The sequence below is a fragment of the Aliiroseovarius crassostreae genome (assembly GCF_049803815.1).
GTDB classification, from domain to species: Bacteria; Pseudomonadota; Alphaproteobacteria; order Rhodobacterales; family Rhodobacteraceae; genus Aliiroseovarius; species Aliiroseovarius crassostreae_A.
Genome location: NZ_JBNAGI010000001.1, coordinates 500904 through 515368, shown reverse-complemented (window position 1 = coordinate 515368; position 14465 = coordinate 500904). Strand labels below are relative to the sequence as shown.

Sequence of the window (14465 nt, the reverse complement as noted above, 5' to 3'; positions counted from 1 at the left end):
AATTGATGCGATATGCGCATCAATTATGATTTCAACGATCTTGAGGCCTTTCTCGCTGTCAAAGAGACGGGGTCTTTTCATCTGGCGGCAGAAAAGCTGAACCTGTCGCAATCTGCCGTGACGCGCCGTGTACAAAAACTTGAAGCGGCATTGGATTCCGTGCTGTTCGAACGCACAACGCGGGCGGTCAAGCCGACACTTGCCGCGAAACGTCTTCAGGCACGGGCAGAGGCGATCCTAGAAGACGCAAATGAAACCACGCGCGCGATGCGAGACGAAAGTGTCGCGCTGTCCCATCAGCGGGGCGCGGTTGTAACCGTAGCGACCATTCCAACGATTGTGACCCGTGTTATATCGCCCGCCCTAGACGCCTTTCGGGAAGCGGGCCAGAAGGCGCGGCTTCGATTTCTGGACGGGTCCGCCAATGACGTGGCCGAGGCCGTCGCTGCAGGAGAGGCCGATTTCGGCCTGTGTTCGATCCCGATGCTGGAACCGACTACCGAGTTCGAGCCTCTGTTTGACGACCAAATCGTTCTTGCCGTCCCGAAAAGGCATGATCTGGACAAACGGGTCGGCGTGAGCTGGAGCGAACTCAATGTTATACCGTTGATCTTGCCTGCGCGTGGCACCGGGAACCGGCTGCTGATTGACGAAGCCATGGCACGCGCGCGGTTACCGCTGCATTGGATCTATGAGGTGGGAAGATCAACGACGGCGATTGATCTGGTGCAGGGCGGCGCGGGGATGGCGCTTTTGCCCCAGTCCGCCATCGACACAGATCGGGTTGGGGTCTGTACGCTGGCAGCACCCGCCATATCACGCCCCATCGGGCTGCTGTCACGCATCGGGCAAACCGAAACACCCGCCGCAATTGCGCTGAAACAGACAATCCGGTCGGTGTGTTAGGGGGCAACCTCGGGATTGATCATATGAATCGGGGTGCCGTCGGCAAAGGCATTGACTTGTTCATAAATGTTAGAAAACTGCAGGTCGAACTCGTCCTCGGTCACAAACCCAATATGCGGCGTTGCGATCAAGTTGGGATGCGCGAGCAGCGGGTCTTTAGGATCGGTCAGCGGCTCGGCATCGAACACGTCAATTGCAGCCTTGCCGGGATGGTTCGCGTTCAACGCGTCCAGCAAGGCGCCGGGCGCAATTAGCCCTGCGCGCGAGGTATTCACAAACAGAGCATCAGATCGCATCGCGGCAAAATCCTCTGCAGTGATGATCCCTATGGTTTCTGGTTTCAGCCGAACATGCATGGAAACGATGTCGCTATCCTCAAAGAAGGAGGTGCGATCAGCGGCAATTGTTCTGCCGTCCGCAGCTGCGCGCGCGCGGCCCTCGTCGGACGCCCACCAGACGACACGCATTCCAAACGCCTCGGCATAGCCCGCAACGGCCTTGGCGATCCGGCCATATCCATAAAGCCCCAGTTGCCTGCCGTTCAAGGTCTTACCCACACCGGATTGCCAACTGCCCGCCTTAACACTTGCCATCTGTGCAGGCAGGTCACGCATGCCCGCCATGATCAGCGCCCAAGTCAGCTCGGCAGCGGCGTGATTGGTGCCACCACCGCCGGGTATTTTAGAGCAAACAAGTACCTTGTGCTCTGTACAGGCGGGGATATCGATGTGCGGATAGACACCGCGTTGACTGATCAAGCGCAGATTGGGCAGACGCTCGATAAGCTCTCTGGTGACTTTTGTTCGTTCTCGAAACAGCACCACCGCATCCGCGTCTGACAAGCGGTCCGCGAGCGCATTCACATCCTCAACATGGTCGGTCCAAACTTGAACGTCATGCCCATTCAGCAGTCGAAAACTGGGCAGCTTTCGTAGAGTGTCAAACCAGTCGTCTAGGATGTGAATACGCATGATTATTTCCCGCGTTTGTACGCTGCGATTGCCAATGCCACGCGATCATGCAGATCTGACATCTGCCGCGCTTCACTGGATTGGCAGGTTCTGTCCGCCAATTGTTTGCCAAGAGCATCGCGTACGGTGCGCAGGCGGTCCATCGCTGCGTTAACTTCGGTGATGGCGTCGTGAGTGGTCATTTCGTGTGATCTTTCAGTGTGAGAGCAAGACAGGGATCGGCGCATCCCGCAGGACGCGGGCGGTTACGCCGCCAAGGAAATCTTCGCGGAATTTAGAGTGCTCATAAGCCCCCATGACAAGCAAGCACGGATCGGTCGCGTGGCAATACGCGATCAATGCGCGCGCAATGCCGGGCTCTGCTGGAATGGCTTCATGCGTGGCGTCAACATTGTGACGCGCCAAGTGGGTCATCACATCTGCGACCGGGCGCGGGGTGGGTTCGTCGCCGACGGTCAGCACCGTCACACGCCCCTGATCCTCGAGCAGTCCCAAACTGTCCGAAAGGGCGCGCGCCGAGGCGCGGCTTCCGTCCCAGGCAAGCGCGGCATGGGCGTGGCGCGCATCTGCGTCATGGCCTTTCGGCACGATCAGCACGGGGCGGCCGCTCATCAGGGCAATGCGGTCCGGGTGGATGGACACATGTTCGTCTACCTCTTCTGCACCGTCATGGCCGACAACCAGCAGGTCATAGTTGCGTGCTGTCTCTGACAGAACCGCATCAACGCGTCCGGACTCCTGTTCGAAGTGCAGCTGATCGCCAAGGGATAGCTGCGGGCGTATCTCTTCGAAACGGGCCTGTATCCCTGACAGGATGTCGGCATTGGCCTGCGCAATGATCTCGCGCGCTTTGGCGGGCACCCAGGCTGCGTTGCTGTTGACGGCTTCGTGCTTTGAATGCGCTAGCAGTGCGGTGACATGCGCACCGCCTTTTGCCAGCGATGCCGCGTACTTCAGCGCGGAAACCGAGCTGTCCGAGCCGTTGAAGGCAACAAGTATGTTGTGAACGCTCATAGGGTCTCTCCTTGTCCGGGCCAGATGCGTGCAGGAACATAGACGTTTCCATCCGCCAGTTTACGCGCCGTGCGCAGCAGCCCGGCCGAGTTCAGCGAAAAGCCGTCTTCGTTCGAGAAATCGACCAGCACATCGATCGTGCCCGACGCATGTTCCAACACCAGTTCGGCCGGGTTTTCATTGGGGCGTGCCAACAGCCCGTCGGACACCGTGCCCGGGGTGAGGGCGCAAGAGGCCAGGCACTGCGCACCGGTCACCGCCATGGTGGGGTGGGTTTTCCATGGCATAAAATACCGGACCGCGATGCTTCCACCGTTGCGCGCCGGGGCCAGCAGGCCAAATTTCGGCGTCACCGATTTTGACACATCCCCCATGCCCATCTTTTCGCCCGCCGCGATGCGGATGGCTTCCATGCGGGCAAAAAAGTCGGTGTTGGCGTCCAGTTCCTCGGCGCTTTCATAGCCGGTCAGGCCGAAATCCTCGGCCCGCGCGATGGCGACGGGCATGGCGACGTCCATGCAGGTCACCTCGATCCCGTCGATGGTGTCACGCAGGTTGCCGGTGGGCAGGAAGGCCCCGGTCGACGACCCAACGACCCCCATGAAGTTCAACTGGATGGGGGCCGATGTGCCGGGGACACCGGCGATTTCACTATCGCCCTCATAGAACAGTGCGCCCCCGGGGGTTTGCACCTTGGCCACCACGCGGGCTCCTGTGTTGACGGCGCGAATGCGAATTTCGGTCACCTCCGCGGTGGGGGTCACCAATCCCATTTCAATGGCGGCAGGGCCGACGCCGGACAAGATGTTTCCGCAAGTGGGTTTGTAGTCAACCAGTCGATCCTCGACCGAGACTTGAGCGAAGAAATAGTCCACGTCGGCCCAGTCATCCATGCTTTCCGACAGCATGGCGACTTTGGTGGTCACGGCGGCCCCGCCGCCGATCCCGTCGATGTTCAGTGCATGGCCCGAGCCAACAGCCGCGATCAGGACTTCGGAGAGGGTGTCCAGGTCTTCCGGCAGATCCTCCCGCCGGAAGTAGGGACCCTTCGACGTGCCGCCACGCATCAGGATATAGGGGATAGCTGTCTGGGTCATTTCAGCGGCCACGGCAAATCAACTGTCCCTTGCAGAAGGCCCGGAGGGAAGTCGCGGTTGAGCGCGCCCGCCATCAGGCACATGAAGGCAATGCCGCACACGGTCAGGATCAGGGTCTTGCTCCAGCCAGCGCCAGCCCGCACACGCAGGAAGGTGATCAGGAAACCGATCAGCGCGAGGATGAAGCCCACGAACCACGTGGCCGCGATGAGCCCGCCAAACCACGCCAGCGTGGACCACAGGCCATAGGGCGCATCTGCGTCTTCGCCGGCAACTTCCTTGTCAGCAAAGATCGCGTCGCCTTCTGGGCGGCGCATCATCTGTACCAGAAGGATCAGGCAACACAGAAGCGAGAAGCCTCCAACCACCAGCGGGATGATCTTATCGGTCATGTTGTAGTCCGGGATCATGTTGGCATTGATCAGGGCAATGATCAGATAGGCCGCTAGGACCAGAAGGAAGATCAGCGGTGCACGTTTCGATCCGGACTGGACCTCGCCTTCGGCCATGATGGATTTCGCCTGACGAATGCCCAGCACGACGGACACGAGGGTGATGATGATCAGCACGATCACGATGGGCGAGAAGACATAATCGATGCCTTCTTCAAAGCTTTTGCGGAAGCGGAACGAAGCGATTTGGAAGGCCTGGTTCGAGAACTTTTCGACCGGGTTGGACAGAACAAAACCGATCAGGAAGGCCGGGCGTGACCAATCAAACCGGCGCAGGAAGATGCCGATCAGACCGATGGCAAACAGTGCCAGAAGGTCTTCGAAATTCTGACCCGACTGGAAGGCCGCGAAGCTGATCAGCATGAACAGGAACGGTGCCAGATAAGTGAAGCGGATCGTGGTCAGCTTGGCGATCCCGCCCGAGGCCGCGATGCACAAGACGGTGCCAACCACATTAGCCAGCGCCAGCAGCCAGACAATCGAATAGGTGATGTCGAGGTTGTTTTTCAGCATCGCCGGACCGACTTCGATGTCGCCCGAGCCCAGTAGAGCAATCGCGCCAATGAAGATCGCCATCGAGCCCGAGCCGGGAATGCCGAACAGAAGAGTGGGTACCAAGCCGCCGCCCTCTTTCGCGTTGTTCGAGCTTTCCGGCCCGATCACGCCACGCACTTCACCTTTTCCGAAATTCGATTTGTCCTTGGTCGTTTGCACCGTGTGACCGTAAGCGATCCAGTCCACGACCGATCCGCCCAGGCCGGGGATGATCCCCACGACCACACCGATGATCGAGCAGCGCACCGACAACCACTTGTTGGCCATCCAGTCGCGCACGCCGTCCATCCAACCAGCCCCCAGCGAGGCCCCTTTGGCGATCGAGCGGTCTTGGCGCAGAAGCGAGACGATCTCGGGGATGGCGAAAATGCCAAGACCCACGATGACCAGCTTCAGCCCGTCGGTAAGATAGGGAATGTCATAGGTCGCCATGCGCAGCGAACCACCGGCATCGGCCTCGCCAATGGTGCCGATCATCATACCCAGCCCAGCGGCGGCCAGACCCTTCAGGGCAAAGCGGCCTGCAAGAATGGCGACCATCGACAGGCCCAGAATGGTGATCATCAACATCTCGGGCAGGCCGAATGCCAACACGATGGGGCGGGCAATCAGAATGAAAAGCGTCAGAAAGGTCGCGCCCACCAGTCCGCCAAAAAGCGACGAGGTAAAGGCGGCGGACAAAGCCCGTGCGGCCTGACCGTTCTTGGCCATCGGGAAGCCGTCCAGAACCGTTGCCTGCGAGGCGGATGATCCAGGGATCCCCATCAGGACCGACGCGAACGTGTCCGAGGTCGGGACCACGGCGACCATGCCGATCATCAGGGCCAGACCCAGAACCGGGTCCATGCCGAACATGAAAGGCAACAAGAGGGACAGACCGGCAATGCCGCCCAGACCGGGGAAGACACCAACGGCCAGCCCCATCACGACACCAAGGATCAAATATCCCAGAACGACAGGCTGCAAGATCAGGGCCCACGCTTCTCCAAGCGCAGGAAGTGCGGTGGCGAAGATCTCCATGGGAGCCGCCTTTCTATCAAGAAATTTTGGAAGTGGCGCGCGGTTCAGTTGCGCCGCGCGCCCTAGATCTGCTTATTTCAGCGAGACACCATAGGCTTCTTGCAGCCAGTCGGTGACATAGGCTTTGGCGCTGTCTTTAACCTGCGTGGCCGTGCCAAGCGCGCCCTGAGCGCCTTCGCCGGTGAAGACCGGGTATTTGCCAACGCGCTTGGACGAGATCTCGGCAAAGTCAGCACGAGCCACAACATCCTGGAACGCTTTGGTGTAGGTGTCGATCACGTCTTGGGGCGTGCCAGCGGGCAGGAAGGCCAGTTTCTGAACCGGGAAGCCTGCGACGAAGAAGGCTCTCCAAGCGTCCCAAGCATCGCCCGAGGTTTCGCAGCCGTCTGTTGCTTCACAGACTTCCTTGAAGGTCGGGATGTCGGGGAAGGTCGGGTCACGCACGATGTTGCCATCCGCGTCCAATGCACCCCAGGTCATCATCGGAACGGCTTTGCCGTCGTTGACCATGGCAAGCGAGCCGCCCAGATAGCCAGACGAGGTTTGATAGTCGATATTGGCTTCGCCACGCTCGAACATTAGGCGGCCATCACCACGGCCCTTGATGCCAAAGACGGGCTCGACGTTCAGGCCCAACATCTTCCAAGCCAGCAGCGGTACAAGGTCAAGACGGGTTGCGCCCTGCGAACCATAGATAAAGTTGTTGTCTTTCAGCGCGTTGGCCGAACCGTCGAACTTAGCGCCATCTTCAGCGTTCAGATAGGCAACACCGCCGGTGCCCGATGCCATGACCGGGTTCCAGTCGTTGTATTCATAGCGCACGCGCGGATCACCCAGCAGGTAGGGGAACTGGGTCGACCCCGAGGTGCCGAACAGCAACGTGCCGTCCTCGTGTTTTTGCTCTTGGAACCAGTTGGCGCCCTTGGTCGAGCCCGCACCCGGCATGAATTTGACGACCACGGTCGGGTTGCCCGGCATGGCTTCTGACAGCAGCGGACCGAAGAAGTTTGCCCATTTGGCCGAACCACCAGTTTCCGAGAAAGGGATGACCCATTCAATGGTTTTGCCCGAGAAGTCGACTTCGGCGGTGGCCGGTGCGGCAACGCCGGCGGCGGCGATCAGCCCCATGACAGCACGGCGCGTAAAGTTGAATTTGGTCATTGGTTCCTCCCTGTTGACCAGACAAACACAAAGGCGTCCTCAGCACCATCGCGCATGTCTCTGAAATTCTTGGGGTTGATTCCCCTTTCGATCCAGCGATCATGGAAGGCCAACCTTGCGTGAACCTTGCGGACCTCAAAATGCGAATAGTCATCGTTGAAGATAACGAGCCCTTGGCCAAGGCGATTTCCTATCGCTTGCGGGATCGTGGGCATGCGGCGGATGTGCTGCATGATGGCAAAGAGGCCGATGCGTTTCTGGCGCAGGAAGGGGCTGACCTGATCGTGCTGGACATCAATCTTCCGGGTATGACGGGTTTAGACGTGCTGCGGGATCTGAGGGCGCGGGGGGACAATGCGCCCGTGATCCTGCTGACTGCCCGCACCGAAATCAGTGACCGAGTCGCCGGACTTGATCTTGGGGCCGATGACTACTTGGTGAAACCGTTCGAAATGGACGAGCTTGAAGCGCGTATCCGCGCCTTGTCACGTCGCCGGGACCTCGAGTTTGGCGCGGTTGAAACCATTGGCGGTTTGTCCTTTAACCGCACCGCCCGACAGGTATCGGCCAACGGATCGCCGCTGGATATTCCGCGCAAGGAACTGGCGGTGTTTGAATGTCTTCTGGAACGGTGCGGCCGGATCGTGTCCAAACCCGTTCTGACGGATCATGTCTATGGAGTCGGTGCCGAAGTTGACGACACGGCGGTCGAGCCTTTGGTCTCGCGTCTGCGGCGCCGACTGGCCGACCACGGCGTCGCGATCAAAACGGCGCGGGGCCTTGGCTATATGCTGGAAGTGGTCGCCACGTGACGCGGGTGTTTTCCCTACGCCAGAGGCTCTTCGTCCTCATTCTTGTGCCTCTCATGCTGATGGGGCTGGTGCTGGGCTATTGGCGCGTTTCCGTGGCGCAGGACACGGCTGAAGAGCTTTTTGACCGTTCTTTGTTGTCTGCCGCATTGGCCATTTCGCGGGATGTGGCGATTTCAGGAGGTGACGCGCTTTTACCCTCAACCAGCGACCTGATCCAAGACGCGGCTGGCGGCGAGGTGTTCTATCACGCGACGGGGCCGGGCGGGATCTATGTGACGGGCTATGCCTATCCGCCCACCGGTGTCGTCCCCGAGATGGACCTCTATACCCCGCACTACTTCAAGGCCGAATACCGCGGCGAGACTGTGCGGGTTCTTAAGGTCGTGGAACGCGTCACCAGCGACGGTGTGTCGGGAAGTTCCACGGTGACGGTCTGGCAACGACTGTCCGAACGCAGCAGGTTCGCCACGGAACTTGCCCTTCGGGCTGCGGGACTGATCGGGGGCTTGTTGCTGACGCTGGCCCTGGTGGTGTGGTTTGGTGTGGCACGCGGTCTGCGCCCGCTACTTGATCTGCAGCAGGCGATTGAGGTCCGCTCTCCAGACGATCTAAGCCAAATCCGGCGCCCCATTCCAATCGAGGCGCAGGGTATTGTAGAAACGTTGAACCGCCTGTTTGCCAAGGTGCAGAACAGTATGACGGCCCAACAGGTGTTTATCTCGAACGCGGCCCACCAGTTGCGTAATCCAGCTGCATCCGTGCAGTCCATGGCGGAAAGCCTGCGGGATGCGCCCAGCAGCGAAGACCAACAACAGCGGATCGAAGACCTTGTCGTCGCGGCCCGCGCCTCGGCCCGCGTGACCAAGCAATTGCTGTCGATGGACCGGCTGCGCCAACCCATGCCCGACAGTCGCCGATCGCGATTTGACCTTTCTGACGTGCTCAGGACCATATGTGCCGATGTGGGGCCAGAGGTGCTGTCGCGCGATATCGACTTCGAGCTTGCCTCTCCTGGCCACCCCGTTGAGATGACAGGCGACCAAGTGTTCATTGCTGAGGCGATCAAGAACATGATCGACAATGCCTTGAAACACGGTGGCCCAAAGCTGAGCTCTATTGTGGTGCGCCTACGGGAAGACGGAAACAAGGCATTGATCACCGTTTATGACGACGGCAAAGGGTTGTCTCCGGAAGAAAGTGATTTGGCACTGGGGCGTTTCTCACAAGTTGAGCCGTCGCAAGGAAGCGGCCTTGGTCTTTCTATAGTTTCAGCGGTTGCAGAGCGACACGGCGGGAAACTCGTGATTGACCCCGTGGAAATTGGAGCAAGTCTAACTCTTTCTTTAGCGCTTCAAGCTGCACGATAGACGGGCACGTTCCCCACCTCCTATTTGACCCGGGGCAACAAAAATCTTTGCAGGAATGAATGCAAGGCATTCAACGTCAAACATTCTCGACTGAAATGAAACGATGTACATGTTTGTTGACAGGTCTCTAGGGTCGAGTTCTGATTGGCGACGGGTGGACAAGCGACAGTTCTGCCAGCACAGCGGATCCCCAGTTCTGACGGATTTTGCACCCGCGGCGAAGGTGCGCAACACGGGCTGCGAGCGCGGCATTCGTACTACAGGTTCAAAGTCGGCTCTGGGTCGAGTAAACATGGCCAATGTTGGCTTTCACTGCATATTCGGCTCTTCGTGCAAGGTGCAGCATCGGTAGTTATGGGCTCTTTCGTTGAATTCGCTGCGGTGTGAACGAACGACGGCTATGCTGAAATCTCTGATGCAGGATCCAGCATGGCCCGTCGGGTTCATTCTCTCTGGAACCCACGAACTCAGAGATATCCTTAACTTCGACGCTCAGTTGGGCCGACGTGTCTATCCAATCCAACTCGAACCGTTGGATGTGCTCAATGATGGCGATGACGTTTGTGAACTTGTGCAGGCCTACTGCCGCAAGTCCGGGCTTGTCGCTGCTGACACGCTTTCGAGCGGTGATTTCACGGCACGGTTGGTCCATGCTGCGGCCAGCGAATTTGGCTTGGTGATCGAATTGATCATCGCGGCCATCGAGGAAGCTCTGATTGCGAAGCAACCCAAGCTCACCTCCCACATGTTTGTCGATGCCTTCAGGCGGAGATCAGGGTGTATCGACGGGCTGAACCCTTTCCTGATTGACGACTTTGAACATGTCGATCCACGCGCGATCCTCAGCTGTTCGGAGGGATTGTAATGTCGGACAACACCATCAAAGGACTACTGTCTGTGCCGCTGGGAAAAGGTGAAACTGCGAATTCTTTTGCATCGCGGCTAGCTGTACGAAACGGCTCTGCTCGCCTTCTCGAATTCTGCACCGATATGGGAGTGTCGTCCTTCTATCTTGGACGGGGAGACCCAGACACGTTACGTGCTTTTGCTGAGCTCGCGGGTGTTGAATACGAATGCTTGCTTGCCCACACTCCAAGGATGCTCGACCGCAACCTGTTTGGTTTCGGCGCTGAGGTCATCAAATGGCGGGCGCTCCAACGAAACAGACTTCGATATTGCCCGGCTTGCCTCGCCGAAGACAGGAAGTTGAATGGAGCACTTGGACCTTATCAACGGTCTAGTTGGGTATTGACCTCGATCCGGTCCTGCCATTTCCACCAGTGTATGCTAGTTGACCTGTCTTACGCTGGTGCTCCAAGTGACGGTGACGACTTTCTTTTGAAGCTGACCACACGGCGCACAGAGCAAGGCGAAATGGTGATTGAGCCGGTTAAGATGTGCGATCTGGAACTTGAGCGGTATCTTCTGCGGCGTATCCGCGGTGCCAAAGGGCCGGAATGGCTGGACACCTTGCAGTTCCACGTCGCTGCGCAGCTTTGCGAGAATTTCGGGTTACTATTGACAAAAGGTGCTGAAGCCGTCCGACATCAGACCACTGAGCGTGAATGGGTTGAGGCAGGTGCTGCCGGTTATCGGGTGCTGAGGAACGGCAAAGATGCCTTGACCGGGAAGCTGAAAGAGATCCAGAACAGAAATCCGATCGAATACCAGCTCTATCGCAGTAAGTACCGTGTCTTCTACCAATGGCTTCGTGATCGTGACGAGGGGCCGGAATTTGACGAAATCCGCGATCACGTTCGCCAATTCGTGTTCAACAACTTTCCAGTCAAACCTGGAGCTCTCGTTCTCGGCGTTCCTTGCACCGAACAGAAACTGCACACGATTTGCACGGCCAGTCGCCGTTACGGAATCTCGAGGCAGATGCTCAGTCGATGCCTTGTGGAGCGCGGTCTGGCCCAGCCAGTGGTGGGCTCGACTACTCCGAAGATACACGCTTACATTCAAAACGCGGTAGTCGAAGACATCGTGTTTGATACGATTGGTACGATGGACATCGGACAGGCGGCTCAGTATCTCGGCATCAACAGAAACCTCATGGCGCGATTTATTGGAAGGGGGTGGATCAGGCATTTGGTGAAACCAGGTACTGATTGGCCCCGCTTCACAGATATCCACTTGAAGCGTTTCATTGCGGATCTCTGGAAAAAACCGAAAGACCGGCTTGCGGTTGAAACGCTGACCGACATACCGACGGCGGCGCACCGAACACGCTGCCGCATCGAGCATATCGTCGAGTTGATCCTTGAAAACCGCCTTGGATCTAGCCGGCGTGCTTCAAGTGAAACACTTTTTAAATCCGTTGGTGTTGATCTGCACGAACTTCGCGAACTGCTCGTTCCTCCGCACGATATTGGTTTCTCCGTCAGCGCTGCTGTTGAAAAGCTGCGTGTTTCAACCAGCACCATTACAAACCTGATTGACGCTGGCGTGCTGAAGAGTGAGGTTTTCACCTGGCCGATCGAGGGTCGAACGGTTGAACTTGTCACGGCTCAATCAGTCGCGGAGTTCCGGTCAAAACACATCTCGTTGGCGGAATTGTCAGATACCAAGAAGCGCGCGCCGGGTCCTTTGGCTCAACACCTGGCGGCTAAGAACATCTTGCCTGCCACTCTTTTGGGCGGTGGTAGTAGGATCTATCGGCGCGCCGATCTAACTTCTATCTGAAAACTTTAACTGAGCGCATGGGTCGGCATTTGCCGACCCTTTTTTGTGCCTGTAACGCATCGTTTTCAACTGCAGAGTCAAACTAACTGTCAAAAAAGGTCAATCAGGTGCTTTATTCATATTTCGGGCGACGTAAAATCAATGGGTTAGAAGGCGTCCAGGGGTCAAACTATGTGTCACTCCACAATTTATGATTGCGCCATGAAGGTGGAAGTCACCCAACGATCAGCTGTTTCAGTTGCAGCGCCTCATGCTCCAGTTCCAGCAGTTTGTGCTGGATCACGTCGCCAATCGACACCATGCCGATCAGCTGTTCTGCCTTCAGGACGGGCAGGTGGCGAAAGCGGCCTTCGGTCATGCGTTTTAGCACAAAGTCGAGGGAATCACTCAGCCCACAGGTCTCGACCTCGGCGGTCATCACTTCGCTGACAAGCTGGGGCAGGGTGTGGCCGGGCGTGTCCGCCAGTTTGCGCACGATGTCGCGTTCCGACAGGATGCCGCTCAGCGCGCCCTGATCGTCTGTTACCACAAGCGCACCGATCTTTTCATCGCGCAGCACCTCAACCGCGTGTCCAATCGTGTCACTGGGCGAGATTGTGATCACATCGCGCCCCTTGCGATCCATAATGTGATGCACCTGGGCCTGATCTTTCTTCAGGTTGCTGCTCTGATCCTGGCTGTGGCTGCGTTGGGTTTTATGATCTCCACGGATGGGGCTCCGATAGGAAGTTGGCATGGGGTCACTCTCCTTCCTGAAGTGTTTGTCTTTCCTCTACACACCCACCATAACCACATTATTGAAGATCCGGAGTAAAAAAATCATGGCGCATGTCACACTTACGCCCCTGCTGGCAACAACGATCTTCGTGTTGGCCTGCCTGTGCGGGTACCAATATCGGCGCGTGTGGAAGCAAGAGGGGCCGCGCTGGCAGCTGTGGCTTTACGGCGCGCTGACGGCGGCGGGGCTGTTGGTGCTGGGATTTGTACCGCTTGAGGCGGGGTAGGGGCCGAGGGCCTAGCCCTTCTGCGCCGCCATCTCTTGGGCCATCTCGCGCGCCTTGCGCTTGCGCGGGCATTCCAGGCGGTCGCGCAGCGGGCTGTTGGGGTCGATTTCCTTGCTGCAGACCAGGCATTGATCCGCGTCGCCAATGGCGTTCAGGCCCCCGCAGCTGCCCTTGATGGTGCGCCCTGCCAGAATCACCCCAAGCGCCATGCCCAGCATCACGATCATCAGGATGGCGAAGGTCATGAAGAAGGTGGCCATGGGGCGGGCTTTCTGTGTTCTGGGCGTCCGGGGTCTCGTCCCAATATCGGGACGCAAAGGGGCGAGATCAAGCCGCGGGGCAGCTTGATCTCGGGATTGTTACGCCGTCAGCGCCTGATAGGCCGGGCTGGCGGTAGTGGTGAATTGCAGGTCCGATGCGGCCTTGTCGCGGTCGATGAACAACACGGCAATGTCATGCGCTTTGGCCACTTCCAGGCCGCGCTCACGCCCCAGGATCAGCATGGCCGTGGACCAGGCATCGGCCAGCATCGCGTTATCTGCCAGCACGGTGGCCGACGCGGTTTTATGGGTGATCGGGCGGCCGGTTTTCGGATCGATGATATGCGAATAACGCTGGCCGTCTTTCTCATAATAGTTGCGATAGTCGCCCGACGAGGCGAGGCCAAGACCCGAAATGCCGACCACGTCCTGCATGCCGCCCGAAAGCGCGGCGGGTTTTTCGATACCGATCTGCCAGGGCTGACCCGACGGGTTGCGGCCAGCGGCGTAAAGGTCGCCGCCGATTTCTACCATGTAATCCGAAACGCCAAGCGTTTCCAAAGCCTTGCCAACGGCGTCCGCGCCATAGCCCTTGCCGATGGCGGCCAGGTAAATCTGCGCATCGGTGCGGGTTTTTTGCAGGGATGATCCAGCAACTTTCAACGTGTTGGTATGACCCGAGCGCCGTTGTGCGTCTGCGATCTGCGCTTCTGCCGGGGTGGCCTGCGCACCGGGGGCACCAAAGCCCCAGAGTTCGATCAGCGGCCCGATTGTGGTGTCGAAGCGACCGTCGCTGGCCAGATTCACCTGTTCCGCGGCCTGCATCACCTCAGCAAGTTCCGCCGAGACCTGAACCGGGGCAGTGCCGTTTTGGGTGTTGAACCGCGAGATTTCCGAGCGCGGATCCCAGTTCGACATCTGCTGGTTCACCTGTGCCAGCGCACCGTCGATGGCCGTTTGTACCTCGGCCTCGGTCACACCGTTTTCCGGGTCACGCGCTACGACGTTATAGGTCGTGCCCATGGTCAGTCCGGTGATCTTGTAAAACGCCGTCGATGGCTTGCAAGCGGCAAAGGCCAGCGGCATGAGCATGAAGGTGCGGCGTGAAAATTTGGTCAGATCGGGCACGGATAAACCCCTTTCGGTCGCGTATAGGTCGGA

The 14465-nt window shown here is 58.4% G+C and carries 15 protein-coding genes; 6 read left to right on the top strand and 9 right to left on the bottom strand.

Going from position 1 to position 14465, the window contains the following annotated elements; genetic code table 11:
- The first annotated feature begins 12 nt into the window (after window positions 1-12).
- Window positions 13-906 carry a LysR family transcriptional regulator gene (locus ACP15V_RS02530; protein ID WP_424942106.1) on the top strand — a complete coding sequence of 298 codons (894 nt, stop codon included), beginning with the start codon at window positions 13-15 and terminating at the stop codon, window positions 904-906.
- On the opposite strand, the gene ACP15V_RS02525 is transcribed toward ACP15V_RS02530, so the two are convergent.
- The 6 genes from ACP15V_RS02525 to ACP15V_RS02500 form a co-directional block, all read right to left on the bottom strand.
- Window positions 903-1877: a D-2-hydroxyacid dehydrogenase family protein gene (locus ACP15V_RS02525; protein WP_424942105.1), complete on the bottom strand. Its 975-nt coding sequence runs from the start codon at window positions 1875-1877 to the stop codon at window positions 903-905. The two genes, ACP15V_RS02530 and ACP15V_RS02525, sit on opposite strands and share 4 nt — an antisense overlap.
- 2 nt (window positions 1878-1879) lie before the next feature.
- Window positions 1880-2059, bottom strand: coding sequence for a hypothetical protein (locus ACP15V_RS02520; RefSeq protein WP_424942104.1), 180 nt, complete (start codon window positions 2057-2059; stop codon window positions 1880-1882).
- 13 nt (window positions 2060-2072) lie between these two features.
- The gene (locus tag ACP15V_RS02515; RefSeq protein ID WP_424942103.1) at window positions 2073-2891 is read right to left on the bottom strand and encodes a universal stress protein; all 819 of its coding nucleotides are present in this window, start codon (window positions 2889-2891) and stop codon (window positions 2073-2075) included.
- Window positions 2888-3988: a 4-oxalomesaconate tautomerase gene (locus ACP15V_RS02510; protein ID WP_424942102.1), complete on the bottom strand. Its 1101-nt coding sequence runs from the start codon at window positions 3986-3988 to the stop codon at window positions 2888-2890. Before ACP15V_RS02510 ends, ACP15V_RS02515 begins: the two co-directional genes overlap by 4 nt.
- Window positions 3985-6015 (bottom strand): tripartite tricarboxylate transporter permease, encoded by a 2031-nt coding sequence (locus tag ACP15V_RS02505; protein WP_424942101.1) that lies wholly within the window; start codon window positions 6013-6015, stop codon window positions 3985-3987. The genes ACP15V_RS02510 and ACP15V_RS02505 overlap by 4 nt, the downstream gene beginning before the upstream one ends.
- A 72-nt stretch (window positions 6016-6087) precedes the next feature.
- Window positions 6088-7176, bottom strand: a complete 1089-nt coding sequence (locus ACP15V_RS02500; protein ID WP_424942100.1) for a tricarboxylate transporter — start codon at window positions 7174-7176, stop codon at window positions 6088-6090.
- 140 nt (window positions 7177-7316) lie between these two features.
- Between ACP15V_RS02500 and ACP15V_RS02495 the strand changes: the two genes are divergently transcribed.
- The 4 genes from ACP15V_RS02495 (at window position 7317) to ACP15V_RS02480 (ending at window position 12040) form a co-directional block, all read left to right on the top strand.
- Window positions 7317-7988 (top strand): response regulator transcription factor, encoded by a 672-nt coding sequence (locus ACP15V_RS02495; RefSeq protein ID WP_424942099.1) that lies wholly within the window; start codon window positions 7317-7319, stop codon window positions 7986-7988.
- Between the two features lie 53 nt (window positions 7989-8041).
- Window positions 8042-9355 (top strand): sensor histidine kinase, encoded by a 1314-nt coding sequence (locus tag ACP15V_RS02490; protein ID WP_424942712.1) that lies wholly within the window; start codon window positions 8042-8044, stop codon window positions 9353-9355.
- A 400-nt stretch (window positions 9356-9755) separates the two neighbouring features.
- Entirely contained in the window at window positions 9756-10220 is a 465-nt protein-coding gene (locus ACP15V_RS02485; RefSeq protein ID WP_424942098.1) for a hypothetical protein, read from the top strand.
- Complete coding sequence (locus ACP15V_RS02480) at window positions 10220-12040, top strand: TniQ family protein (RefSeq protein ID WP_424942097.1); 1821 nt, start codon at window positions 10220-10222, stop codon at window positions 12038-12040. The genes ACP15V_RS02485 and ACP15V_RS02480 overlap by 1 nt, the downstream gene beginning before the upstream one ends.
- A 214-nt stretch (window positions 12041-12254) precedes the next feature.
- Here the strand turns inward: ACP15V_RS02480 and ACP15V_RS02475 are convergent, their stop codons facing one another.
- Complete coding sequence (locus tag ACP15V_RS02475) at window positions 12255-12776, bottom strand: CBS domain-containing protein (RefSeq protein WP_424942096.1); 522 nt, start codon at window positions 12774-12776, stop codon at window positions 12255-12257.
- Window positions 12777-12861: 85 nt separating this feature from the next.
- Here ACP15V_RS02475 and ACP15V_RS02470 point away from each other — a divergent pair, with 85 nt between their 5' ends.
- On the top strand, window positions 12862-13044 hold the full coding sequence (locus ACP15V_RS02470; RefSeq protein ID WP_424942095.1) for a hypothetical protein: 183 nt from the start codon (window positions 12862-12864) through the stop codon (window positions 13042-13044).
- Window positions 13045-13055: 11 nt separating this feature from the next.
- Here the strand turns inward: ACP15V_RS02470 and nqrM are convergent, their stop codons facing one another.
- Together nqrM and ACP15V_RS02460 are read right to left on the bottom strand one after the other, a co-directional pair.
- Window positions 13056-13304, bottom strand: coding sequence for a (Na+)-NQR maturation NqrM (gene nqrM / locus ACP15V_RS02465; RefSeq protein WP_424942094.1), 249 nt, complete (start codon window positions 13302-13304; stop codon window positions 13056-13058).
- A 99-nt stretch (window positions 13305-13403) separates the two neighbouring features.
- Entirely contained in the window at window positions 13404-14432 is a 1029-nt protein-coding gene (locus ACP15V_RS02460) for an FAD:protein FMN transferase (protein ID WP_424942093.1), read from the bottom strand.
- Window positions 14433-14465: the final 33 nt, after the last annotated feature.